The sequence below is a fragment of the Providencia sp. PROV032 genome, assembly GCF_028484875.1.
Taxonomy (GTDB): Bacteria; Pseudomonadota; Gammaproteobacteria; order Enterobacterales; family Enterobacteriaceae; genus Providencia; species Providencia rettgeri_E.
On the sequence record NZ_JAMPSX010000011.1, the window covers coordinates 108,544 to 133,084 of the forward strand.

Consider the following 24,541-nt stretch of genomic DNA (forward strand, 5'->3'; position numbering starts at 1 on the left):
AATCGATACAAAAATAATAAAATTAATAAATAGCTTATCTATCATCAGGTTGCGAAAAACCACCACTGACTTAAATACCCATAAAAAACTTATTTATCTATTTGATAAATAAATAGTTAAGCGCAATATCAATAATAAGCTGTGTATTGCCATCAAAAATAGGACCAAACCATCATTAATCGACTACTTTGTTGTTTCTTTGGATAAATTTTGACTGCCTAATTTTTCCTTTTTACCGTTTTTGCATTATTTTTATCCGACGTGCTTTTATCAGCTGTATTGGTGTTTTCTATACTGTACCGCTCAACAAGTTCTTGTAGTACTTGCTTAAGTAGCTTACTTTTACGCAACCCCAAAGGGGCTAAAACGGCTTCTTCGTGTTGCTGAGCTGCAACAAGTAAACCATCGACCAGTGACATTCCACTTGATGTCACACTAACAAGTGTTATGCGCTTATCACTTCCATTATGGTTACTGTGGCGAACCACGTGCCCCTGCTGCTCTAACCGTTGTAGTACGCGAGTAATTGTCGGTTGTTTACTGACCGTTTTTTGTGAGAGCTCAGTGATCCCCATCGAGCCATTGCCTGCTAGGGTGGATAACACTCGCCACTCTAAGACTGACAACCCTTTTTTTTCAACAATAGCATGAAATTCCGATGATACTAACATCCAAGCCTGCCCCAACAGGGCAGGCAAGTAATTATCAACAAAAACCTTTGAGTTTCTCATTCGCTCCCCTTGATAAACTCTTGAATTATTGCATTTGGTTACAACCGATCAAGAGTAGCAGAAGTCGGCGATAATTCAGCTAAAACTTTCCACTCAACAGGGAACCAAACCCATCAACACGCGTTTCTAAACCCAGCTTTTTTAACATCATATAAGTCGTTGCCACCGAAGAAGACAGTACCGGTAAACCTATTCTGTCTTCAATTAATTGTATTGAAGGTAGTGAAGGCATTTGTACACATGCAGAAGCCACAATTGCATCTACTTGGGTGTTTAGTTTTTTCGTAATTTCCACTGGGGCTAATGGGTTTTGCCGACCCACGTCTAAATTATCGGGGATTTCCAATGAAATACTATCTACCACTTCAATGCCTTCACTTTCAATATAATCAATCACTAACTGCGTCAACGGCTTCATATACGGCGTTAGAATAGACACTTTTTTAGCACCCATCGCATGTAGGCCATCAACTAATGCTCCAGCACTCGTCACGACAGGTGCTGGATGGCCATTATCTACCGTACGTTGAAATAAACGTTTTTCCGAAATGCGATGGTAACCTTTCCCCATGCTCATAATCGCAACTAAACAGGCATACCCCAGTACATCAACCGCAGCATCTGACAGCTCAATAGCACAGCGGTCACTATCGGAGTCCATTTTTGCCAACTCCTCTTTGGTCACTTTTTGCATGCGCATACGGCTTGAATGAAAGGTAAAGCGCTCCGAAAACAGCGCTTCTCTAGCTCGTAATATGGCCGGAATTTCTGTTTCCATCGTGGTATTTGATGATGGGACAATCTGCCCAATACGATATGTACGTGCTAAATTCATACCTCATTCTCCCCAAATGACTCACTTGATTCTGGAAATGCGTTTAAGGCTTCACTGTCTTGTCCATTACCGTGAAAACGTGCTGCCGTTAATGGCCGGCGGTTTACTTGTAAATCGAAGATATCAAAACGGTTATAATGGCCTGTAATATCATGCATTTGTCGTGGCTGAATACAGCGATTCAAATCAATTTCACCATAAACAATGCCTTCTTTGTCAATCAAAGGTTGGCCTACAACCCGCCCATCAGGCCCGATGATCCCTGAGAAAGCACTATTTGGTCGAGCCAGTAACTCACGGGCTTCTGGATGGGTTACAGACATTGCATCAATAATTTCTTCTGACACGGTCGAACACGAAACAACCGTAAAAACTTTACCTTCGAAACAGTGGGCTGAAGCGCGTAAACGGATCGCCTCAGCCATGTCGTAATCTTTTGGTGCAACGGGTAAGGCGATATAGCTCGCAATATGGACTAGTTCGCCTTGCGCCAATAAAGTAAAACGGGCCAATGTATTGGTATTTTCCCCACACGCTAACGCCCCAAGTGGCCCAATACTGGTCTGGTGCACTTTTAATGAAGAGGCATCTCCATTTGCCCACGTTAATTTTTCTGCCCATGTTGGGACTAATTTACGATGACGCCCCAGAATCCTTCCTTCATCAGAAATTGTCACTAACGTATTATATAACGTAGCAACGCCATTAGGATTTCGCTCATTCACACCAATCACAACATTGATGTGATGGCGTGCGGCAGCTTGAGCAATTTTTTGTATTTCAGGTCCTGGAACTTCAATGGCAGATTTGCACAGTTTTTCAAACCATGGGCTGCCATCTATCGGGTTCATCACCCAACTCCAATAAGGGTAACCAGAAATAAAAACCTCTGGAAATGCGACCAATTTCGCCCCGTTATCAGCCGCTTCCTCAATTAAATGACAAACTTTATCTACCGTCGCATTGGTATCGAGAAACACCGGAGCGGCTTGTACCGCAGCGGCTTTAAATGTCTGCAAATTAAGCATATTTCCCCCTTAAACGGCGACAACTGGATGGCGCAGTTCACCAATATTCTCAACATATGCTTCAATCACATCTCCCGGCCATACCCATTCTTGTGGTGTTCTCCCCGCTCCGACCCCTTCAGGAGTACCTGTGGCAATAATGTCACCGGGTTCTAATGTGATCCCTTGGCTAATATCTTCAATCAATGTATTCACATTAAATAGCATATGACGTGTATTTGAGGATTGTTTGGTTACACCATTCACCTTCAAGCTTAAATCTAAAGTATGAGGATCTGGGATCTCATCAGCCGTCACAATGCAAGGTCCAAATGGCGCATAGGTATCTTGCCCTTTTGAGTAAATCCATTGCCCTGCACGACGACAATCACGCGCACTCATATCAATCATCAAGCTGTAACCAAACACATAGTTAAGTGCATCTTTTGCCGCAACACTTTTCGCACGCGTACCGATAATCACTGCCAACTCAACTTCCCAGTCTAATTGTTGGGTAATTTTAGCGTTATGTTCAATGGCATCTCCCGGTCCAATCACTGTGGTTGGCGGCTTAGAAAAAATAACAGGTTGTTTTGGTAGCTCTTTTGAAGTGTCTAATGTGCGGCTGGATTCCGCCACATGTTCAACATAGTTCAAGCCAATACCAAAAATATTTTTACGCGGGCGAGGGATCGGCGCCAAAATTTTCACATTTTGTACCGGCCACGCAGTCCCTGCGGGGAATTGCCCTTGATATGTATTCAGGAGTTCTGTACCAACACGCACACCTTGTGGACCTAAATCGATAAAATCCAACATGTTGTCAGGCAAGTACAACCCTTGCTCTTGTGCCAAAAGGGCTAAATCCACTACTTGTTGATTAACAACTGCTCCTAAACGAGCTGCCGCGGTCACATCAGAACGATAAGTTATTAAGCGCATTCTCTTTCTCCTTGAATGAGGTGGCTGCCTCACTCACTTCTTCACGTAAATTGGAATAGTAAAATAATTAAACTAATCAATAAGAAACATAGTATTCACCTAGATAATGACTTTCTGGTGACCATCATTTTCTACTAGAGCCTCTTCATAATAGAGTCCCAAAGAGTGCATTACGGGTAAGTCATTAAAGCAAAACAGACATGCATCTTCGGTTTGTGAAGTATTCACATGTTCATGGAACATCCACGATGGCACGCAGAAAATGTCACGCTCTTGCCAATCAAAACGTTGTCCATTAATCACGGAGTACCCTTGCCCTTTCGCCACTTGATAAATAAAACTCCCCGTATGGCGATGAGCTTTACCCACAAATCCTGGACGTAGCAATTGCATGCTTGCCCCAATAGTTGGCATTACCGGACCACCCGTAAGAGGGTTAGTGTAGTGCATCAAAATATCATCAAATACTGAGCCATCCGCTACTTTCGCCGCACGGCATAATGCCTCGTAGGTTGGCCCCCATTGGTATTTAAATAATGGTGAGTAAGGTTTATTCCACCCAATATCGTGAGGGCGTAATGCAGTTCCCCCCCACATACCCACGGGGTAATCGATAGGCCGTGTTTGCACTTGATGTAAGTCAGGATGCACTTTGTAAAACCCAGCTTCCATGGCGTTGACTAAGGGGATATCTAACCCGTCTTGCCAGATACAAGGTAAGCCATCCTCCGCAACACCGTGTTCATGCCATGTCCCATTCGGCGTCAGTACAAAGTCGTTGGCTTCTAGCATCATTTTTTGCCCTTCGACAATAGTGTATGCCCCACGCCCTTCCATAATAAACCGCAATGCAGAGGACGAATGGGCATGAGCCGAAGCGGCCTCTCCCGGGTGCATGACTTGTAGACCTGAATATAACCAACCGACTGCAGCAGCGACATCTTGGCGGCCTGGGTTATTTAGATAAATCACGCGACGCCCCGCTTTTTCGGGTGTCACTAGTTCAACTGAGCGCAACACATGTTCGCGTAAGTCACGGTAGCGCCATAACACAGGCACTGAGCTTGATTTCGGTTGCCACGGTTCAATCTTGTTTGCAACCGTCCATAATGCACCTGTCTTCAACGCATCTAGTTCTTGGTAATAGGCCACTAGCTCAGGGGTGTCTGCCACATCGGCACGCCCTGCCACATTTTCTCGATATTGGTCATGGGAGTGTGTACTCATGCTGTTTTCCTCTTTGTTTGCCAAAGCCTTTAACGCGATTTCAAGGTTTGAACGAGTTGCTGACGCCCATATTCATACGATGCCGGCCAACGAGTTTCCCACCCATAACGCGCACATTCATGTAAGACCCATGCAGGGTCTGAAAGTAATGGTCGAGATAAAGCGCATAAATCTGCCCGTCCAGCGGCAATAATGCTGTTGACTTGGTCTGCATCAGTAATAGCCCCTACCGCAATAACGGGTATTCCTGCTTCATTACGAATACGATCTGCCATGGGGGTTTGGTACATCCGACCGTAGACTGGTTGCTGTTGCGGTGACACTTCACCAGAAGAGCAATCAATCATATCGGCTCCCGCTTGCTTCATTGCTCGGCCAATTTCCACCGCTTCATCAACTGTCGTCCCACCATCCACCCAGTCCGTCGATGAAATACGAACAGTCAAAGGTTTTGACCACACTTGACGCACTGCACTAATGACGGCTAACGGAAAACGTAAGCGGTTTTCCAACGTTCCACCGTAGTTATCTGTACGCTGATTAGTTAATGGTGAAATAAAGCTCGACAGTAAATAACCATGCCCTGCTTGCAGTTCAAGCCAGTCAAAACCCGCCATTTCCGCTCGTTTTGCTGCAGCAACAAATTGGCCAATCACCGTAGTCATTTGCGCTTCGGATAGCGCTACTGGAGTTTGTGAAATATTCGGTAAATAAGGCAACGCTGAAGCAGAAACTAACGGCCAGTTATCTGCATCCATTGGGTGATTTTCGTTTTCCCACCCTCGCTGAGTTGAACCACGACGCCCCGCATGGCCTAGTTGGATACCAATTTTGGCATCCGTTTTTTGATGAACAAAATCAGTCACACGTTGCCAAGCAATGACTTGCTCATCATTCCAAATACCGACACAGCCTTTTGTCACACGAGCATCGGGGGCTATAGCCGTCATTTCAGTCATCACTAGGCCCACACCGCCTAATGCACGGCTACCCAAATGTACCAAATGAAAATCATCGGGTACGCCCTGATTAGCGCAATACAATAGTGTCGGTGATGCAACCACACGATTGTGAAGAGTGATACCTCGAACGTGATAAGGCGTCAGCATAGGCGGCATTTTTGCCGTTGAAGTGACACCAGCTCGTGCCGCAAACCACTGCTCGTAGTTCTCTAACCAAGCGGCATCCCGAACTCGCAAGTTTTCATGGGATATACGCTGTGAGCGCGTTAATAGAGAATAAGCAAATTGCTCTGGTGCCAAGTTTTCATAACGACAAACATTTTCGAACCATTCTGTCGAATTGCGTGCCGCATTCTGAATTTTCAGTACTTCGACACTGCGTACCTTCTGGTAATGCGCCAACCCTTTACGTAAATCACCTTCTGCTGTTTTTAAACTTTCACACAACTCAATCGCATCTTCTAATGCAAGCTTGGTTCCCGAACCAATAGAAAAATGGGCGGTATGAGCGGCATCTCCCATTAGAACCACAGGAACGTCTTTGCCTTGTGCGGGCTGCGTCCAATGCACCCAATTTTCACAGATGACTCGAGGGAAGCGGATCCAAATTGCGGCACCACGTAGATGCGCTGCGTTAGCAATCAGCTTTTCGCCATCAAGCCACGGCGCAAACAATTTTTCACAATAAGCGATACCATCCTCTTGAGACATTTGGTCAATACCGGCTTTAAGCCAAGTTTCTTCCGTCGTCTCAACAATAAAGGTCGATAACCCTTCTTGAAATTGATAGGCATGAACTTGAAACCAGCCATGCTCATTTTCAGCGAATAAGAAGGTAAAGGCGTCAAAAATCTTCTTTGTACCTAGCCAAACAAAACGGCAACGACGGGGGTCAATATCCGGTTTAAATACATTTTCATAACGTGTACGTACCGCACTATTTATGCCATCAGAAGCAATAAGCAAATCCGCTTGGTACTCTTGAGCAATCGCTTGGTCATCCGTTACTTGGGTTTCGAATACCAGCTCCACCCCCAACTCCACACAACGGTCTTGTAATATATTGAGTAATTTTTTACGCCCAATACCGATAAACCCATGGCCACCACTGCGGTTACATACACCTTTAAAGTGCACATCGATATCATCCCAGTGGCTAAATTCCGCGGAAATCGTTTTGGCAGAAACGGGATCCGCTTGGCGCAAATTACTGAGCGTGGCATCAGAAAATACCACCCCCCAGCCGAAAGTGTCATAAGGACGATTGCGTTCCACCACCACTACACGGTTCTTTGGGTTCTGTAGTTTCATCAGCAACCCAAAATAAAGCCCTGCGGGACCACCGCCAATACACACAATATTCATGGAATTTCTCCTTTACTTACACGGGTTGCTGAGCGGTTAATGCCTGATACAAGGCGTCTGGAATCGGGATGGCTTGATGCGTTTCTAATGACGTCGTGACATAAGTTTGTGTCACTTGCATACGCAATACGTCATCAACACCGACACAGCGTTGATGTAACGTCAGAGACTTGCGACCAATACGCTGTACATGCAGCTCTAGCTTCACGTTATCCCCCATTTTGCTAATAGCTTTGAACTCCGCCTCTAGGTGCACCGTCGGCAAACCAAAGCGTTGTTCCATGATGTAACCTGCAAAACCTTGAGGGACTAATTCATCAACCCAGCGTTCAAGTAAATTGTTAAACATCACGAAATACTGGGGGTAAAACACAATCCCTGCAGGGTCACACTCCGAGAAGTGAATTTTGTGTGGCTTAGTAAATGTCAGTAAACTCATGATGTTATCCTTAATTCATCGCTAAACGTTGACGGCATTTTTCCAATTCTTTCCCATGCTCATCGGCCAATGCAGCTTCACGCAGTTCGCGCAAATTGATGGGAGTTAATTTGTTCCCTTGCTGCGCAACGATGTCCATTAGGATTTTAAAATTACGCAACCCTCTCGCATGAGTATCGCTATACCCTTTAACCACGCGTTGGCATTCGGTAATTTCGGTTGCAAGTGCAGGGTTAGCTTTCGCTGCTTCAATTACAACCGCTAGCCACTTTTCGATACGCTGCGTTTCTAGTTGATAACGTAATGTCGAACGCCGACCTTTTCGCCATGTGGCTAATAGATACAACTGTAAAAAACCAAATAAAGAACTGGTAGTGATCGTCCGTCCTTTTTCAGTCATTTTGCGAAGCGCTTTGTGTAACCAATGTGGACGCATTAACCAACGACCTAAATTTTTGGGAAGCGTTTCGCAAATTTCTTCAATTCTTGGATGCATGAATTCATTGATCTCCAATAATTGGTTATCTTTTGCCTGTACTTCATTACGAACGCGAGCAAAACGGCTATCACGAATTTTGAGGTCAGCCACTCGGATGGTGTCTTCATAGGACATCCAAAGAGCTAAGTGGCGCGCGAGCGCACGTTGCAAACGCTCATCTTGTCCACCTTTTTGGGCAAAGAGATTATTAAGGCGCTCCAAATACAAAGTGGCATAAGCAGGATCTTGGTAATCAATAAGTCGGCGAGCCCCTTCCGTCACGAGATACTGCACATGAGGAGAGAATTCATGTTGGATACGAGCTAATAGTTGTGATACCTGTTTATTTTTTGGTGAATATACGGTGTTATTTGTGGATTCCGGCTGATATGCGTCTTCGGGTTTAGCCGCTTTTTCTGCGCCTAATGTGAAAGCCCGCAAACTTGGTTTTACGCCAACGCCTCCACGTACAATCGTTTCTTCAAACTGTGCGCGGCTAAATGGTAAAACACCGGAACCAAACAACGCACCAAATAAAACAGCACTAATCACACTGCCACTTTCTTGTGCTGCTTGTGCCATATCAAAGTGAATAAACTGACGCGCAGATGCCGCAGTGTGGCGAATTAATGCTTGGCTATCGACTCGCCCATCGCCCATGGCTGATTTTTCCGCGATAGAGTAAACGCGATGTGTGGAGCTAATTAATGTTGTGCGCTCTGGGGTAACAAAACCGCGCTGCACGGCTCTGCCCGCTTCCATTAACTCAGAAGCCAAAACGACATCAACATCACCAGGCATCGGCATCAGCGCTAATACAGGAGAAGGCGTTTGTGGGTTATCAGCACCTGGGAATAATTCCACATAATAAATTGTGGCCCCTGTGCGCTGTGCCACGCCAGGCACTGAAGTTGTTTGAGCAAAATAACCGTTTTCTTCACCTAGGTTGACAACCCAGTCGGCAAGTACTCCACCACCTTCGCCGCCCATGGCTAAAATGGCAATTTTAATCGGCTGTAATGCGACTTTTGTTGATGGTAATGCAGTTGATAAAGAATTCATGCATCCCCCTTAGAAACTAAATTGTTCACGACGACGTGCGTCACGACGCTGTAAATAGCCAATAAACCAACCGCGTACACGATGGCGCAATTTGTCCCAACCATTAGGGTTCGTAATAATTTGGGCCTTAAAAAAAGAAGGGCACAAAACAGCAGCATGAGAAACTTCACCGCATAGCCCACACCCCACGCAGCTATCCATCACTGTTGCAACCGGGTCTGTTCTTAGTGGGTCTTGGCTAGGTTTAATTGATAAAGACGGGCAACCAGATAAACGAATACAAGAGTGATCGCCCGTACAGGTGTCAGGGTCGACACCAAAACGCTCACGTACCACTCGTTTGCCTGCGGCAACATCACTACGCACCTTTTTCTTTTCGCGGCGTTGTTTGTTCAACATGCATTCGCTTTGTGCAATCAGAACCTTGGGCCCTTGCTCATCGGTTGTTAAAGCTTCACGTAACGTATTTGTCATGGTTTTTAAGTCATAAGTGTGTTTAATGGTTTTCACCCAATTAACACCCACGCCTTTCACCGCTTTTTCAATTTCATGACCAGTACTACGGGTTGGATTCAACGCTGTCGACGAGAGAATATCTTGCCCACCTGTCGCAGAGGTATAGCTGTTATCAACCACAATAGTTAAGTTATCACTGCGATTAAAAACACTATTGGCAATGCCACTGGTTAAACCGTTATGCCAGAAACCACCATCTCCCATCACTGAAATCGCACGTTTCCCAGCCTTTGCATTCAAAGCTGCAGCCCCTGCGCCTCCTAGCCCATAACCCATGGTGGTATTCCCCAAATTAAAGGGCGGTAGAATAGAAAATAAATGACAGCCGATATCTGCACTGACATGGTGTTCGCCTAGTTCACGTTCCACCAATTTCATCGCAGTGAAAATAGGCCTTTCGGGGCAACCTGTGCAAAACCCTGGTGGGCGCGCATGGACAGACTCATCTAATGTTGGCTCCGCCGCATTAACATATTCAGGTAAAGAGTCTTCAGATTTTTGAGTGGCAATATTGATCGTTGGGATACGGATCTGTTTTGCAGCCGCTTTGACTTGTGGAGCTATCTTTCCATAGCATTCAAAAAACGAACGTAGCCCCGCAAGTACTGTTGCCGTATTATATTCCCCCGCCATTGGCAGCATATCCTTGCCATGTAGGGCGATATCAATCTTGCGTTGACGTAAAATATTCGCCACATTTTGCTCAACAAAATTTGGCTGGCCTTCTTCCAAGACTAGAATGGCTTTTTTATCACGACAAAAACGTTCAAATTCATCATCAATCAATGGATAAGCCACATTCATCACATATAAAGGAATTTGGCTATTACCAAAAACATCCGCTAGCCCTAGCTGATTTAATGCGCGGATCAACGTGTTGTAACAACCGCCTTGTAGCGCAATTCCAACATCATCCGAGTCTTCTGCAAAAAATTCATTTAACTTATGCTGTTGAATAAATTTAATTGCAGCGGGCCAGCGAGCTTCAATTTTTTCTTTTTCATGTAAGAAACTAGCGGGGGGTAATACTATGCGACTAACGTCTCGAGTTGGGTTCTCGAGTGCATCTTTCACTGTAAATTTAGGGGGTTGATTATCTGCGCAAACAAATTGCCCGTGAACATGACAAGAACGAATCCGCATTTGTAACATAACAGGTGTATTGCTGGCTTCAGAGAGCTCAAAGCCGTCTTTCACAGCTTGAACAATGGACGGCAAGTTGGGTCTAGGGTCGAGTAACCACATCTGCGATTTCATTGCGAAAGCATGGCTGCGCTCCTGCATAATAGAAGAACCTTCGCCATAATCTTCACCAACAATAATTAAAGCCCCCCCTAACACGCCACCAGAAGCTAAGTTAGCTAAGGCATCAGACGCGACATTCGTTCCCACGGTTGCTTTAAACGTCACAGCGCCACGTAGTGGATAATTAACTGAGGCTGCCAAAGTTGCCGCTGCAGTTGCTTCACTTGCGCTATTTTCAAAACGAATACCATATTCGGATAAAATATCTTGTGCATCAGCAAGGACATCCATCAAATGGGAGATAGGAGCACCTTGATATCCCGCAACGTAAGATACACCCGACTCTAACAGCGCTTTTGTGACAGCAAGGATCCCTTCACCGCTGAAAGTTTCACCTTGCCCTTGCCGTAATTTTTGAACTTCTTGTACAAACGATCGCTCAGCCATTTTAACCTCACCAATCAACATCAGAACGTTTTTATCTTTATTGTGTTTCTTACTTGTATATCTTTTGTTAATAACAGGTCAATCCATGATTAATCATGTAAATTAGATTTATGCAGAGAGTGGATAAGGCTTGCAGATAAGGGACAAATAGTGAGTTAAAACAGCTAGGAAATTAGTTTTCCAATAAAATAACGTAGAAAAAACAAACCAATAAAATAAACAAAAAAGATTGAAAAACTTGGCTTAATAGAGAAACCACACACAAAAACACATCAAGCAGAGAAATAAATCAATACAAAACGATTAATTAGAGCATTAATTCAACCAAACAAAAAATAACCAGTCAAACATAAAATATAATATGAAAAATCATGCATAACTTGCTATTTTAAAATAGAAATAACTTTATTTTTTATATTGTTATCATTATCACAATAACCACACAGTTCCTATTTTTTTGCAGTTTTCGGATAGCATCTGCATTCTTTTATCTAGGTAAGGAAATATGTTTATGCTATGTTCAACCTACACTTGGTTAAAAAATAATTAATAAAATGTTAACAATTTAAGGAAGGAAGATTCTATTTAGCTTAAGTTAAAGTCACTCCTTCCAAATATAAAAAATCACCATAAAATATAATAATTAATTGAATTCATTGAGAAAAATACATAATAAGCAATATTAGTCAGACCCACTTTTGATTATTCTATCGAGCAGGGTTGATAAACTATTTTGGAGGTACCTTCGATGTTGAGCAACTCGTGGTCCCATTCATCTGCACCTCAGATTGAAAATCAGCTCTGTTCTTCAGAGCGTTTATTATTTACCTCAGCAGATCCTGAAGAGATTAAATCGATGGTTGGTCGAGTCATGAAACCCCATCAATTTAACTTGCTTAACCCGCATCAGCGCCTTGATGCTCGTATGCACTATATTCCAATGGGGGATATTTCTTTAAGCCGCTTACGCTACGGTGCCGATGTATCCATTATTCCAGGGCAACTACAGGACTTTTTTTTAGTTCAAATGCCTCTATCAGGTACAGCGGTCATCGAAAGTGGTGGAAAGTGTCTTGAATCAACCCCTCAAATGGCCTCACTTCTTAGTCCTGAAGAATCAACAATAATGCGCTGGAATAGCGATAACGATCAGTTTATGTTGCGTATTTCCCGTTCTTTACTTGAAAGATCGTTAGTGGGCCAACTTGGTCATACTTTAGATAAACCCTTAGTTTTTGAGTTAGGCTTTGCTTGGCAATCCTGTTTTGCATGGCGCACTCTGATGAATTACCTGATTGAATGTGCGACACGCACCCCCGATCTCTTACAACATAAATTGATCACGACTCAGGTTGAACAATTGGTTTCTGTCACTTTGCTTTCTACTCAAGGCCATAATTATATCGAAGACTCAGGAATGCGCAGGTCAACAATCCGTCCTCGTCACGTACGCAGAGTGCAAGAGTATTTAGAAGCTCACGCACATGAACCTATCACTGTTGAGCAGCTTGCTCATATTGCAGGCGTCAGCTTACGCAGTTTATATGCGGGTTTTAAAGAGTTCTTAGATATCAGCCCGATGCAATATTTACGTGACTTACGGATGGAACGTGTTCGAGCTGAACTTCTTTCAGGAGAAGCAACTAATGTCACTGGGGTAGCTTTACGTTGGGGATTTGCCCATATGGGCCGCTTTAGCGCAGAGTATAAAAAACGTTATGGTGAAACGCCAAGTCAGAGTATGAAAAAAGCCTAATTATCTATAACAGTCATTTAACAATATAAAATTAATATCAAAAATGTTATATATTATTTTCTATTTACAGTATTACTTTTAAAAATAGCCCCCCTTTCTAAATTATAGATTGAGGGGGGTGATCTAAATGAGAACCGAAAGTAGAAAAGGACAACGTATATTCTTTATTTACTGGTATTACTACCTATATGAAATAGTCGTAATCGCAGAATTGATTGATATCTTAGACAAATTAATATCCGAAACTTTAATCGAATCAATCTTAGTTTCACTTTCATTTAATGAGGAAATTTGATAATAATGGTTTTTATTATTATCCCTCTCATCACAAGTTAATACTATATGGTTAACTGTTGTTTTATAATTACAAGGTTCTTCAAATACATACCCACCAAAATAAACCTTCCCTCCACTATTTTCCATGCTGTATGTAAAAAAAGAAAACAAAAAAGAGAATAATATAACGATAAATTTCATTGTAACTCACTCTATTCATTTAATTAATTTTAAAGATTGGTTTGTAGAGGCCGAATACAATCACATATCAAATTAAAAATAAAATTCAATGAGTTGAAAAAAACATTGCTGTGAAATTAAATTAATTAACAACCATAAACGTATTTAAAAAATAAGTAATAATACGTTTTAAAATAGATTATATTTGACCTTAGTTAAGTCGAGCGGAATGATACTAAGTTAAATTTTTATGTCAACACACTTTCTAATAAATAATTACACTTTGTCGATTTGATTTATATCTTAGAAGTAAAAAATACATTTACATTCAAACTACTAGATAAAAAAACCCCGCTATAAAAATAACAAAAAAAATGATCCCCTAATAAAATACTAGGGAACCATTTCAATTTAATTAATATAGATATATTTACTATAGATGTTTTTACTAATCGTAAGAAATATTAAAAATCATCTTAGCTTGTATTTTTCCTGGTGTTATTTCTTTTTTATATTGATAATATTTAGCTATGTAATTAAGATTTATTGATTTTTCTTGAAGTATTCCCACACTTCCTACCAAATAATTTTTATCCCATTCCAATGGTTTATCTTCTTTGGTCAGAACCTGTACCCCTACCCCATCCGCCGCTTGAAGCTCTGTTAAACTATTTTCAAGTACACCTTGAGTTTTATTTGTATCTGGTGCAAGTTCACCATTAAACGACATATAAATATTAGATGTATTGGACGCATTAACACCGCCGCTACATAACATAGTAATCGCAAAGGGTGTTAAACCTGCGGTTGATCCTAAACCTGTAAACTCACTTTTTTTCACTGATTTCATTATTACATTTTGGTTTACGCCAGAGGTTATTTTGCAGGAAGGAGAAACAATCGTAATAGCATCAGCATTCAAACGTGTAATCAATGCAGGAGATATCGAGTCAGGTAAATAACCATAACGAGTGTACTCGCCTTGGTGGATTGACCCCGAACCAGTGACATCTGCAATTTTAATCACTTGAATGGTAAACGTAGATCCCGCGAGTACAACATTTTTTGTACCTTCCCCAGGCACGGTATAATGGCCGGGATAAGTGATTTTTATCTTCCCGCCATCAGCATCACGAATAAACCGCAAGCCAATTCCAGGCACATTCGTTTCGATAATATTATCCCCAGACATAGGCTTACTAGCGACAACTTTTGCATCTAATACCGTACCGCCGCTACATTCAGCCCATACAGATGTTGCCATATCCATATTCCATGTTCGTTCCCGAATTATAGTACCAACGGGTAATTCAGGGCTCACGACCACGCGACCTAATTCCATGTTAATGTCGACGGGGGGCACTGAGGAGCGAACACAGTCAGCCATCACAGGAGTGCTAACGCAAAAAATAGCAGAAAAATAATATAAATAAACTATTCGCATATTATGTTCCTATTCAATTCAATTTGTTTGTTAAGCAAGAATGAGCACTCCCCCTCATGCCAAACAACCGTTGCCTTACCTTCATATTCATCATTAACAAATATATTACTCCCCTGCCCGACACTGCCTATCGATGCTCCTGAGTCCCCTTTAATTTCAGCGCCAAATGGAAGTGGTTGATTGTTAATGCGTTTAACTTCAAATACTTTGCTCTTTTCAACTTTCGTACCAAAGCTGACTTTAACGATACTCCCTTCATAAGGGACTACGTTTTTAAGTGTATTTTGAAAAACAATATCTTCTGAGCTTCCCTTAGGGTCGAGTTCAATGGTATTGACGCGATATGGGCGCATATAAGATGCAAGTGCATAGCCTTGACTATCAATATGAGTCCCCGGAGATCCTACAATTGAAGCTCCCTGAGCATCTTTCGCTTCTATCAAAGCCATCGTTTGGGATATATTTGGCGAAAAAGTGACGCCATCGGCATGAAACACCATTGAACCATTAGCGCCTAGAGCATACTGACGATAACGTTTTCCATGGCTATAACTTGCATTTAAAGCAGAATAAGGCGTTCTATAAGCCGTATTTAATGCGATGTTATTATTACTATTATTTGAGAAAGAAGAGTTTATGCCATAAACCCAATTGTTATCTTCATCGAGAGAACCATTAATCCCTAGCTGGGTTGCATCGAATGATGAGTTATTGAAGATAGTATTTGATGTCAATGAAATATGTTGGTTATCACCAAAATATAATGGATAGCTAAGGTTAATACTTATCCTGTCGTCTTTACTATCATTATAATTGTCGGAATAAAGCCGTATAAAAGAAATGGAGTAAGATAACTTATCAAAATGATTATAATAGTTAAATTGGTATTGTTTTTCAGTGTCCCTATCATCCCAATAATCAACTATCCGCCCAGTAAAATAAAAACCACCATAGCTTTCGGGGAGTTCTTGGTTAATGGTGTAATTGAGACTTTTCTTTTCATGCCGTAGTTGGCTAGTTGTTTGGCGCTTTTCATTATCAATAAGATAAAGTGATTCATTCAAATTATAGTAAGACTCATTTGAACGAACATTACCGCTAACAATAAAGTTCGTTTTTGTATCTGAAAATAATTTATTTAGTGTTAACTGATGCTTAAAACCATTTTCTCGATGGTTTTGTGTTTTCATTCTTGCACTCGTAATGTCGTAAGCCAACGCCCCGACTTGCGTATTAATAGCAGTACCCAGCATGTACGCTTGATAATCATCATACGCATTAATACCCGTATAGAATGTGAAATAATTATTGTAGCCATGCTGTAATGTCCCTTGAATAATATAAGGGCGGTGATGATAACTATTTTGATCTAACTTACCTGTTGCTATTTGGTAGCGGGTAAACTTAGGTCTTAAGAGCTGGGGTAATGAAGAATACGGAACAAAAAAAGAGCTTTCACTTCCATCCGCTTCTTTGATAATCACTTCAAGGTCATTACCATAACCTGACGGCGTTACATCTTGTAAATTAAATGGCCCCGGAGGAACAGTCGTTTGATAGATAACGGTGTTATTTTGTCGAACAGTAACTAATGCATTACTTTGGGCTATCCCACGGATTTCCGGTGTATAATTTGTAACACCATCAAGGTACATACTGTCATCCGTTGCTATTTTCACCCCCCGTAAACTCACACTATCAAATAAGTTACCTTCGGTATAAAATTGCCCCATCATCATGGTTGATTTCATAGACACTAATGGCGCTTGAAGATAAGTTTGATTGCTATCCCATCGAAAACTGTCACCTTCCTGCCATGCTGCATTACCGATGTGTTTTAATTGCCAACCGTTATATGAAAAACCCGAATTAATGCCAAGATACATCGTGGAATAGCGTTCAATGGATGAGTCTGAAAGGTTATTACTATAAAAGTTAGCTTGATACGCTGTATTTAATGCAGGAATTCCTTTGTCCCAGAATTCAGGTGGCACATAGCCAGCTTGTGACTGTATGATATAGAGTTGAGGTAGCGTTAAATCTAACCTGAGGCTAGTCGGGTCGAAAGTTTCCTTAATATTACTATCGTTGTTCCATTCCTTCAGAAAACCACACGGTTGTTCACTACGACTGAGAGTTGGATTCAATGCGGTAGTGTTAATTGATAAACTCATTAATAGAGTATTTGAATAACAGGCTGCTATATTTTGCTTATCTCTTTTGCTTAATTGAATTTCATGTCGACCTTTCCAATAGCCATTAACATAAAAATCAATTGAGTAAAGCCCTTCCCTTAATTCATTTTCATTAAAATGGGTAAGATCGATACTTTCCTGGCTGCCGACAATAAAACCACTATTAAACTCATATATTTCATCTGAGCTTTGTTCTTCAGCGTGAACTTCACTGGTTACAACCAATATGGGAACAATCGATAATGTGAAAAAAATAGCTTTATTTTTTTTAAATCGCATATTCATCCTTGCATCCGATCATTTTACTTTTATTTTTGCTGGAACCTCTGCACCATAATCATTAATATTATTGATTGTTATATTATCTCCTGAATTCACGACGCCATTAATTTTGATCGTTTGAGATTCCCCCGGCGCTAACATAAATGCTTCGGTATTAAGTGTTTTCTTCTCGTCATTAATCGCAGTGATTGTAATAAAAAAGGGAGTGGGGTTCTTAACTTGGATATTTTGTTTACCAGAAAAAATCTGTAACTGTTCAGGGGCTAACTCTCTACTACCCAATTTTTTCGGACGATACATAAATTTAAAGCGAGAGCGAATTGCGAGTTGTAGCATATTTTGCTCAGCGTTTCTTTCTGATTTTGTAATTGGTGGAATATCCAATAAATTTAACCAATATAACGTTTCTTTATCTGTGGACAATAATGTTCTATCAACCAATTTTATCCGAATTGTTTGCCCGCCATTTGCAGAAATTTTGGATATTGGTGGTGTTATTTGAAAAGGCGTTTTAATTGTTTCTGGAAGGGCCTTCGGGTCACCTTCGTCAAGCCAAACTTGAGCAACCGCAGGTCTATTTGCTGTATTATTTAGTTGGACCGTAATTTCTTTGTCATTTTCAGAGTAAATAAACCGAGTACCATTAACAATGATATTATTGGCAAAAGAAAAATGACAAATAAACAACAAAGAAATATTTAATAAACTCAGTATTTTCATTTTCACCTCTTTTAGAGGCGGTAGTAAAACTACCGCCTATTATAACAAAAATGCAAAAATTACTTATACGTTATTTCATAGGTTGCATAGCTATTAACTAAACCCGTTGTCACAATAGAAGGGCTTGGTGCTGAATAGCCAATAAAATAAGTAAATCGAGCACCATCTTTAATCGATGTTAAGTCTGTAACAACTTTTGCTTGATTTGGATCACCAGGGATAATTTTAGTGCCGGATAAAGAAGAATCACCTTTTGTTGCTAACACAAGCTGGATATTTTTAGCTCCTGTTGACTCTGTATTTGCTAAATATCCCTCTGCTCCTGTAGGTGGATTCTGTAGTATATTACCGCCATTCCAATATACACCAATTCGTTTCATATCTAATTTAACATCAACGTCTGCACGTGTTGATGTTGCTGTTTGAGTACAGTTTGTTACATCAATAACAAATGATTTCGGTTTTAAATATGTAAAAGCAGCGGCGGCTTTCACTTCTTTAATTGAAACTGGCGCTAAATATACGCTAGCGTTACTTCCTTGACCATCAACTGAAATAGTACAAGAAATATCAGTAACTTTACCAAAAAAATTCACCTGACCACCACCAACAGTATCGGTTGCGGCAAATGAATTTAATGAAAAACAGCTTGTTGTAATCATCGCAGTTAATAATAGTTTTTTCATGATATGTCCCTCTAATTAAAGAGCAGTATTTACATTAGATTTTAATTAAACAAACCCAAAGTAGAGCGCTTAATTATTAATGAATGTTAGCAGATGTTTCTTTATTAATATTTTGAAAACTAATACTAGATATTACTTCATGATAAAAAACCAGATTTAAAACAACCGTACTCTGGATGACATTAATCATAATACATAAAATTAAACTAAATTAAATGTTTTATTTGACATTTAATGTTTATTTAAGGGTGTTATGGAAATAATCAAATTAAACATAAAGATAGAAACTTAATTATTTAAAAGAATTAAATGCAGGAGAAAATTCGGGATAAGAAAATACACTAAAATGGATATAGCCTTAATATATTACTTAAGTTTTTATACATAGAAAATACGTGTATATACTTTAAATTAAAAATAATAAAGAAAATTAAAAATGCGTACAATTACTATAAGTTTAAGTATTAATAAGCGTAACGCCATATAGTATTAAAACTATATGGCGTTATAGAGAAAAGACGTGTCTATAATGAGTTAAAATGGAATTGATGCTTTCAAATAAATTTGTGAACCTTCAGGCCGGTTTCTAACTTCAAAATCTTTTTCCCATTTTGCAGTAAATAACCACCCCTGAGGGTTTGCATAACGAATCGAAGGCCCTACTGAGTATGCGCGAGCTTTGCCTTGTGCTGAATTTGGGCCGCTATCATCAGTCATTTGCAAAAATGCATAGCCGCCAACCCCTGCCACCCAACCATTACCAAATCCCCACCCTAGTGCATAATCAGCGTGAAATGCTTGCCCTGACCGGGTTTTTGTATCGTTATTACGAAAGTTAAAGTCATACATCATTTTCAAATCTGCATTTACACCAACAGGCGGTATATAACTAATTGCCCAAACCGGCTGTAATGCCCAATAATTTCTTCCAAGGCTAGATGGATCCGTTTTGCTGTATTTACCTGTCGGTGCATAGGCATCTAATCCCACAACATAATGCAAATCAGCTAAAGGATGAAAACCTAAAGCAGGACCAAAAGTCACATCACCGAGACCCCGACTGGTCTCTTTTTGGCCTGCCGCTTTTGCGGTCACATCTAGCAACGGCAAAATGGTATGGAAAGCCAGATCACCACCAAAAACTTTTTGATCAGTCACCCAAATAAAACGCGGTGCCAATACGTTAACATTCACACTAAAACCTGGAACCGGTATTTTATCCCCTTTATTGTCACGAACGCTGTCATAATGGGCATTTCCCCCATACATCAGTACATGTACCCCTTGCGGTGGCAGCGCCCCTGACATAAAGTTTTCTAACCCATCGGGATATACCCCTAAACCGCCACCTTCAGTGGCAATCGCACCAAACGAAAGTACGCTGAGACACGAACCTGCTACAAGCTTACTGATTGTTATTTTTTTCATCATGTTTCCTGCCATAGTGGGTTGTCTTACTGTGTGTGCTTTACCTGTTATGCCGCAAATCCTTTGCGGATTTATTATGTCCTGCGTTTGACTGCTAATTTCTGGGCAACAAGGTAACCTGAACCGCCCCCCAAACCGGGACCTGGGTGTGTTGAAGCGCCGATATGAAAGAGGTTTTTGACCGCGGTTTGATGCGTCTTTGTCTGGCCAGTCGCTGCGAAAGGGCGCAACCAGAAAAACTGATCGGGGGAGCAGGTTCCTGAATAAGGGTCGCCACCCACAAGGTTACAGTTGTAGCTTTCTAGGTCAGCGGGAGAGATTGCCTTGCGTCCCACGATCAAATGAGAAAAGCCAGGCATTACAAGCTCTAAACGCTGTTGAATTCGGTCGGCAACTGCTTCTCTGACTTGTTCATTCCAACGTCCATCATCGGGTATTGAGATTTCACCAGCAGAATCCCCTTTTAAAACTCGAGGTAACTCTTGCATTTGGATCCATAAGATCCACCCGCCATCGGGGGCTCGACTGGGATCAAGTGCAGTCGGTTGGCCAATACCAAATGTCGGTTTATCGGGTAAATAACCATTATTTGCCTGTGTCACCGACAAACACACCTGCTCCATGCTTTCAGTGAAATGCACCAGTGGTACATTTAACAACTCAGGATTGCACCAAGGAGGAGGGGCGCTTAAAGCAAAATGAATTTGCATACCTGCACGCCCATAGCGGTAACCTCTCGCTTTTTCCCTCACTTGTGGCGAAATATTTTCGAGTAATGAACCATACAACTGTGTTGGGGTAACGTTACAAACCACGCTTTCAGCGGCTGCAATGATTTGCCCATTCACCTTCACACCGGTTGCCCGTTGATTTTTCCCCTCACCTTGGGTGATGATTTTTTCAACATGCATACCCGTTTTTAGTTTGCCGCCGTTCGCTTCAATAACCTTTGCAAACGCTTCCACGATACGAGAACTGCCACCTCTCACCACTGGCATACCACCAGCCACCACCGCTGCAAAAGTCAATTTGCCAATTAATGCAGAACTGGCTTCATCCGGCCCAAGTCCGGTATGTAATACCCACGGCGCCATCAAAGCTCGGCTAAAGTCGTGCTGTAATTCACGTTCTGACCAACGGCGAAAGCTTTCTATTCCGGCTTTTGCAAAATCAAGCAAGCCATCGACCCCGCGTTTGCGCCATTCAGAGAACAATAATTTCAACATATTAGCGCTGTATGGGTTTTGCCCTAATAGGCCAAAGGTGAGCGCTGCATCTTGTGTAAATAGCTGGTCTGCCATCTTACGAAATGCAAGACCATCACCCGGAGCCAACTGGTCGAGCTGCTTAGCCGCTTCAGAAATATCCCGTTTTAATGCAATCGATTGACCATCCGGTTGCACTAACCCCGTTGAATAATCACATTGAGCAAACTCTAATCCATACGGCTTTAAATAGGGTTCGAGCTCTTGGTAGCCAGGGCTACCAACAAATAAGGAGTACCAACAAGAAAGGAGATCGTGGGTATAGCCCTCAAATAAATTTTCAGTGCGAATGCAGCCCCCTAAGCGGTCATTTCGCTCAAGAACAAGGACTGATTTCCCACGTACCGCCAACAAGGCGGCACACATTAAGGAGTTCATCCCACTGCCCACCACAATTACCTGAGGGGTTGAGTTTGTTGTCATACCTCACCCCACAAGTGCAAGTACACGTAATGGGCTGCCTGAGCCACCTTCAATTTTAAGTGGCGCAGCAACAATCACGACACCTGTCGCAGGCAGTTTGTCGAGGTTCGTCAAACATTGCAGGCCATATTTATTGTGACCATGCATTAAAGTATGGCAAGGGTAAGGTACCGGCCAACTATATGACTGCCCTGCATCCGTATTGATAGTTTCAACACCAAACCCTTTAACATCACGTTGGTGAATGAGCCACTCTACCGCTTCTTGGGATGGCCCCGGTGTGTGTGCACCATCTTCACGCATACTGACATAGGCAACCGGGTCATTCGCCTTTTTCGACCAATCAGTTCTAAAAAGCACCCAAGCAGCTTTAGGAATTGTGCCGTGCTTTTCTTCCCACTTTTGTAGAAACTCGACAGTTAACACCCAGTCAGGGTTTTGAGCCACTTCCGCACTGGCATCTACTACAACGGCTGGCGCTACAAAGTTTTCCACTGGAATGGTATCCACCGTATTATTGATTTGGTCTTTACCGCTAATCCAATGAATTGGTGCATCAAAATGCGTTCCGGTATGTTCTCCGCAACTAAAATTATTCCAATACCATGCAGGGCCGTTATCATCATAACGAGAAATCTGTTCCATGCTAAATGACCAGACTTGCCCGAATTGCTCAGGCAATTGCAGGGCTGGAAATGAAGGCGATAAAGTTTGTGTCAGGTCGATAACTTGAATATTTCCTTGCTGCAACTGTGCTGAAAATGCCATTAATGTTTGCTGGTTCATCGTCTCTTCCTCACTTAAGGTCTTCATGTAATGCAGTAAAACTACCGCCATGAAACACTAACGGTTTCCCCGCTTCACTGCCGATACGGCGAACATGCCCCACCATCAATAAGTGGTCGCCAATCGTGTCTTGTTTATGGTTTTCACATACCAATGTCGCTATCGCCCCGTGCAATGCAGGGATCCCTTCTGGTGTAAGGTGAATTGCTACATCTTCAAATTTATTTTCGATACGCGGGTTCGCAAAACGCATTGCAAGTTCTTGGTGCCCGTGACCTAATATATTGATAGTGAAATGAGCACAATCACGAAATACGGATAAGTTTGGTGAATGGTTCACTAAGCTCCATAGCACTAGTGGTGGGTCAAGTGATAGCGATGCAAACGAGTTGATAGTCAACCCAACATCACGGCCATCTGCAGTTCGGGTGGTAACAATCGCAACCCCCGTTGGATAGCAGCCCAGCAGATTACGCAATATTTTTGATTCAAACTCGGTATCGCCCCATTCCCTATCACACATGAGTGTATCCTCTGCAATCATAGACATACTGATATCCCCCATTAAGCTCGCGCTTCTTCCATCATTTGCGATTGAATATAGGCCTCACAGGCAGCCCCATCTTTCCACCAAGGGAATAATACGGGCGGGTAATTAAAGGCATTTGCGATGGTATGTGCTAAGGATGGCAACTGCTGGGCTGCATCCAATAAGTGTAAAATATGGGGCTCAGGAGGGGCGAGTAAGGAATTGGTCCATTCCACAACATGGCGGCCATACTTCCAGAACTGCTCAAATGTGTCATTCATCCACTCGGCAGTGTAAGGCTTGTCACCATGGGCTAAAATAGCGTCATAATAGACTTTACAAGCCTTGGTGGCATTATTTGAACCTTGCCCCGTTAGTGGGTCATTGGTGACTAACGCATCACCAAGACCAAATACAATGTTGCCTGATGGTAGCGTTAACACCGGTTTTCTCACTGTTGGTGCAAATCTTCCGGCTAGAATGCCATTCTCATCAGTTAACTCAACATGATGGCAACGCTCTGCTTCCCAAGGTAAATAGGTATTGAGAATTTTTTTACTGTAAGCCAAATGTTCCTGTGGAGTACGCGCTTCATTCCACTGATCCATCGGCCCACCAGGGATCCCTTCAAACACCATGATGTGGCAATCACCGCTATTCGTCAGTGATGGGAATACAAAATACTCGCCAACACCGGGGATCAAATTGAAAGAAACTTGAGAGAATTCCGGTGTTGGTAACATGCCATGCACATAAGTCAGTGCCAAGGCGCGCTGTGGTTTGTCATAAGGTGAACGGGTGGCATCGCGCTCAAGCAATTTAACAATTTCCCCTTTCCCACCTGCTAACACAACTAAATCGTGCGTTTGCGCTAAGTGCTCCAGCTCTGCGACGCCAACATCTTCAATCCGTAAATTACCGCCACGAGCAGCAAATAATTCCATCCAGTAAGGCATTTTGATACGTTGGTCGACGGCTTGGGCATAATTATCGAGGCGCGAACGCCAAGAAATCACTTTTTCGCCTGCTTTTTCGGGATTAGGCACGGTAAAACCAATGCCTTCAACTGGCGGACATTGCTCTTCCCAAAAATTAATCCCTAAATCACGTTCAAATTGCAGTGAAATATCGAACATGCACTGGCTCGACATCACTCGGCCATTTTTAACATCTTCTGGAGTCCGGTTTGTTGCAACCGTGACTTCATAACCTTTATTGAGTAGACCCAAAGCTAATGGCATACCCGCTTGACCACCACCTACAATAGCAATTCGACGCATAGTATTTTCCTCTACAAAATAGTTAAAGTGGTGTC

Annotated in this window: 19 protein-coding genes; 1 reads left to right on the forward strand and 18 read right to left on the reverse strand. The window is 42.0% G+C overall.

Annotated features, from left to right (window positions below):
- Window positions 1–218: 218 nt before the first annotated feature.
- The 9 genes from PSF42_RS10315 to PSF42_RS10355 all read right to left on the reverse strand — a co-directional run bounded on the left by PSF42_RS10315 (window position 219) and on the right by PSF42_RS10355 (window position 11,256).
- Complete coding sequence (locus tag PSF42_RS10315) at window positions 219–731, reverse strand: MarR family winged helix-turn-helix transcriptional regulator (RefSeq protein ID WP_272679973.1); 513 nt, start codon at window positions 729–731, stop codon at window positions 219–221.
- A 79-nt stretch (window positions 732–810) separates the two neighbouring features.
- Window positions 811–1,566 (reverse strand): maleate cis-trans isomerase family protein, encoded by a 756-nt coding sequence (locus PSF42_RS10320; protein WP_272679974.1) that lies wholly within the window; start codon window positions 1,564–1,566, stop codon window positions 811–813.
- Window positions 1,563–2,594 carry a carbon-nitrogen hydrolase family protein gene (locus PSF42_RS10325; protein ID WP_272679975.1) on the reverse strand — a complete coding sequence of 344 codons (1,032 nt, stop codon included), beginning with the start codon at window positions 2,592–2,594 and terminating at the stop codon, window positions 1,563–1,565. The genes PSF42_RS10320 and PSF42_RS10325 overlap by 4 nt, the downstream gene beginning before the upstream one ends.
- 9 nt (window positions 2,595–2,603) lie before the next feature.
- The gene (locus PSF42_RS10330) at window positions 2,604–3,515 is read right to left on the reverse strand and encodes a fumarylacetoacetate hydrolase family protein (protein WP_125892927.1); all 912 of its coding nucleotides are present in this window, start codon (window positions 3,513–3,515) and stop codon (window positions 2,604–2,606) included.
- A 99-nt stretch (window positions 3,516–3,614) separates the two neighbouring features.
- Window positions 3,615–4,742 (reverse strand): cupin domain-containing protein, encoded by a 1,128-nt coding sequence (locus PSF42_RS10335; RefSeq protein WP_125892929.1) that lies wholly within the window; start codon window positions 4,740–4,742, stop codon window positions 3,615–3,617.
- Between the two features lie 29 nt (window positions 4,743–4,771).
- Window positions 4,772–7,069, reverse strand: coding sequence for a bifunctional salicylyl-CoA 5-hydroxylase/oxidoreductase (locus tag PSF42_RS10340; protein WP_272679976.1), 2,298 nt, complete (start codon window positions 7,067–7,069; stop codon window positions 4,772–4,774).
- A 16-nt stretch (window positions 7,070–7,085) separates the two neighbouring features.
- The gene (locus PSF42_RS10345) at window positions 7,086–7,508 is read right to left on the reverse strand and encodes an acyl-CoA thioesterase (RefSeq protein ID WP_125892933.1); all 423 of its coding nucleotides are present in this window, start codon (window positions 7,506–7,508) and stop codon (window positions 7,086–7,088) included.
- A 10-nt stretch (window positions 7,509–7,518) separates the two neighbouring features.
- Window positions 7,519–9,048 carry an indolepyruvate oxidoreductase subunit beta family protein gene (locus PSF42_RS10350; RefSeq protein ID WP_125892935.1) on the reverse strand — a complete coding sequence of 510 codons (1,530 nt, stop codon included), beginning with the start codon at window positions 9,046–9,048 and terminating at the stop codon, window positions 7,519–7,521.
- A 9-nt stretch (window positions 9,049–9,057) separates the two neighbouring features.
- Window positions 9,058–11,256: a thiamine pyrophosphate-dependent enzyme gene (locus PSF42_RS10355; RefSeq protein WP_248467518.1), complete on the reverse strand. Its 2,199-nt coding sequence runs from the start codon at window positions 11,254–11,256 to the stop codon at window positions 9,058–9,060.
- A gap of 748 nt (window positions 11,257–12,004) precedes the next feature.
- On the opposite strand from PSF42_RS10355, the gene PSF42_RS10360 reads away from it, so the two are divergent.
- Window positions 12,005–13,012 carry an AraC family transcriptional regulator gene (locus tag PSF42_RS10360; protein ID WP_125892939.1) on the forward strand — a complete coding sequence of 336 codons (1,008 nt, stop codon included), beginning with the start codon at window positions 12,005–12,007 and terminating at the stop codon, window positions 13,010–13,012.
- Between the two features lie 904 nt (window positions 13,013–13,916).
- On the opposite strand, the gene PSF42_RS10365 is transcribed toward PSF42_RS10360, so the two are convergent.
- The 9 genes from PSF42_RS10365 to PSF42_RS10405 all read right to left on the reverse strand — a co-directional run bounded on the left by PSF42_RS10365 (window position 13,917) and on the right by PSF42_RS10405 (window position 24,506).
- Window positions 13,917–14,912, reverse strand: a complete 996-nt coding sequence (locus PSF42_RS10365; RefSeq protein WP_125892941.1) for a fimbrial protein — start codon at window positions 14,910–14,912, stop codon at window positions 13,917–13,919.
- Window positions 14,903–17,386, reverse strand: coding sequence for a fimbria/pilus outer membrane usher protein (locus tag PSF42_RS10370; protein ID WP_272679977.1), 2,484 nt, complete (start codon window positions 17,384–17,386; stop codon window positions 14,903–14,905). The genes PSF42_RS10365 and PSF42_RS10370 overlap by 10 nt, the downstream gene beginning before the upstream one ends.
- 18 nt (window positions 17,387–17,404) lie before the next feature.
- A complete protein-coding gene (locus PSF42_RS10375; RefSeq protein ID WP_213914399.1) occupies window positions 17,405–18,109 on the reverse strand; it encodes a fimbrial biogenesis chaperone in 705 nt (234 codons plus the stop codon).
- A 59-nt stretch (window positions 18,110–18,168) separates the two neighbouring features.
- The gene (locus PSF42_RS10380) at window positions 18,169–18,795 is read right to left on the reverse strand and encodes a fimbrial protein (RefSeq protein ID WP_125892948.1); all 627 of its coding nucleotides are present in this window, start codon (window positions 18,793–18,795) and stop codon (window positions 18,169–18,171) included.
- A 534-nt stretch (window positions 18,796–19,329) separates the two neighbouring features.
- On the reverse strand, window positions 19,330–20,226 hold the full coding sequence (locus PSF42_RS10385; RefSeq protein WP_272679978.1) for a SphA family protein: 897 nt from the start codon (window positions 20,224–20,226) through the stop codon (window positions 19,330–19,332).
- Window positions 20,227–20,297: 71 nt separating this feature from the next.
- Window positions 20,298–21,911 (reverse strand): phytoene desaturase family protein, encoded by a 1,614-nt coding sequence (locus PSF42_RS10390; RefSeq protein WP_272679979.1) that lies wholly within the window; start codon window positions 21,909–21,911, stop codon window positions 20,298–20,300.
- A gap of 3 nt (window positions 21,912–21,914) precedes the next feature.
- Complete coding sequence (locus PSF42_RS10395) at window positions 21,915–22,697, reverse strand: cyclase family protein (protein ID WP_125892954.1); 783 nt, start codon at window positions 22,695–22,697, stop codon at window positions 21,915–21,917.
- 10 nt (window positions 22,698–22,707) lie between these two features.
- On the reverse strand, window positions 22,708–23,247 hold the full coding sequence (locus PSF42_RS10400) for a flavin reductase family protein (protein ID WP_254879814.1): 540 nt from the start codon (window positions 23,245–23,247) through the stop codon (window positions 22,708–22,710).
- A gap of 14 nt (window positions 23,248–23,261) precedes the next feature.
- Window positions 23,262–24,506, reverse strand: coding sequence for a styrene monooxygenase/indole monooxygenase family protein (locus PSF42_RS10405; RefSeq protein ID WP_125892956.1), 1,245 nt, complete (start codon window positions 24,504–24,506; stop codon window positions 23,262–23,264).
- Window positions 24,507–24,541 lie beyond the last annotated feature (35 nt).

Excerpts from the sequence above, each read along its gene's own strand:
- PSF42_RS10340 (WP_272679976.1), bottom strand. The coding sequence starts at position 7,069 with ATGAATATTGTGTGTATTGGCGGTGGTCCCGCAGGGCTTTATTTTGGG.
- PSF42_RS10315 (WP_272679973.1), bottom strand. The coding sequence starts at position 731 with ATGAGAAACTCAAAGGTTTTTGTTGATAATTACTTGCCTGCCCTGTTG.
- PSF42_RS10380 (WP_125892948.1), bottom strand. The coding sequence starts at position 18,795 with ATGAAAAAACTATTATTAACTGCGATGATTACAACAAGCTGTTTTTCA.
- PSF42_RS10360 (WP_125892939.1), top strand. The coding sequence starts at position 12,005 with ATGTTGAGCAACTCGTGGTCCCATTCATCTGCACCTCAGATTGAAAAT.
- PSF42_RS10335 (WP_125892929.1), bottom strand. The coding sequence starts at position 4,742 with ATGAGTACACACTCCCATGACCAATATCGAGAAAATGTGGCAGGGCGT.
- PSF42_RS10365 (WP_125892941.1), bottom strand. The coding sequence starts at position 14,912 with ATGCGAATAGTTTATTTATATTATTTTTCTGCTATTTTTTGCGTTAGC.
- PSF42_RS10355 (WP_248467518.1), bottom strand. The coding sequence starts at position 11,256 with ATGGCTGAGCGATCGTTTGTACAAGAAGTTCAAAAATTACGGCAAGGG.
- PSF42_RS10330 (WP_125892927.1), bottom strand. The coding sequence starts at position 3,515 with ATGCGCTTAATAACTTATCGTTCTGATGTGACCGCGGCAGCTCGTTTA.
- PSF42_RS10405 (WP_125892956.1), bottom strand. The coding sequence starts at position 24,506 with ATGCGTCGAATTGCTATTGTAGGTGGTGGTCAAGCGGGTATGCCATTA.
- PSF42_RS10350 (WP_125892935.1), bottom strand. The coding sequence starts at position 9,048 with ATGAATTCTTTATCAACTGCATTACCATCAACAAAAGTCGCATTACAG.
- PSF42_RS10395 (WP_125892954.1), bottom strand. The coding sequence starts at position 22,697 with ATGAACCAGCAAACATTAATGGCATTTTCAGCACAGTTGCAGCAAGGA.
- PSF42_RS10390 (WP_272679979.1), bottom strand. The coding sequence starts at position 21,911 with ATGACAACAAACTCAACCCCTCAGGTAATTGTGGTGGGCAGTGGGATG.
- PSF42_RS10375 (WP_213914399.1), bottom strand. The coding sequence starts at position 18,109 with ATGAAAATACTGAGTTTATTAAATATTTCTTTGTTGTTTATTTGTCAT.
- PSF42_RS10320 (WP_272679974.1), bottom strand. The coding sequence starts at position 1,566 with ATGAATTTAGCACGTACATATCGTATTGGGCAGATTGTCCCATCATCA.
- PSF42_RS10345 (WP_125892933.1), bottom strand. The coding sequence starts at position 7,508 with ATGAGTTTACTGACATTTACTAAGCCACACAAAATTCACTTCTCGGAG.
- PSF42_RS10385 (WP_272679978.1), bottom strand. The coding sequence starts at position 20,226 with ATGATGAAAAAAATAACAATCAGTAAGCTTGTAGCAGGTTCGTGTCTC.
- PSF42_RS10325 (WP_272679975.1), bottom strand. The coding sequence starts at position 2,594 with ATGCTTAATTTGCAGACATTTAAAGCCGCTGCGGTACAAGCCGCTCCG.
- PSF42_RS10370 (WP_272679977.1), bottom strand. The coding sequence starts at position 17,386 with ATGCGATTTAAAAAAAATAAAGCTATTTTTTTCACATTATCGATTGTT.
- PSF42_RS10400 (WP_254879814.1), bottom strand. The coding sequence starts at position 23,247 with ATGTCTATGATTGCAGAGGATACACTCATGTGTGATAGGGAATGGGGC.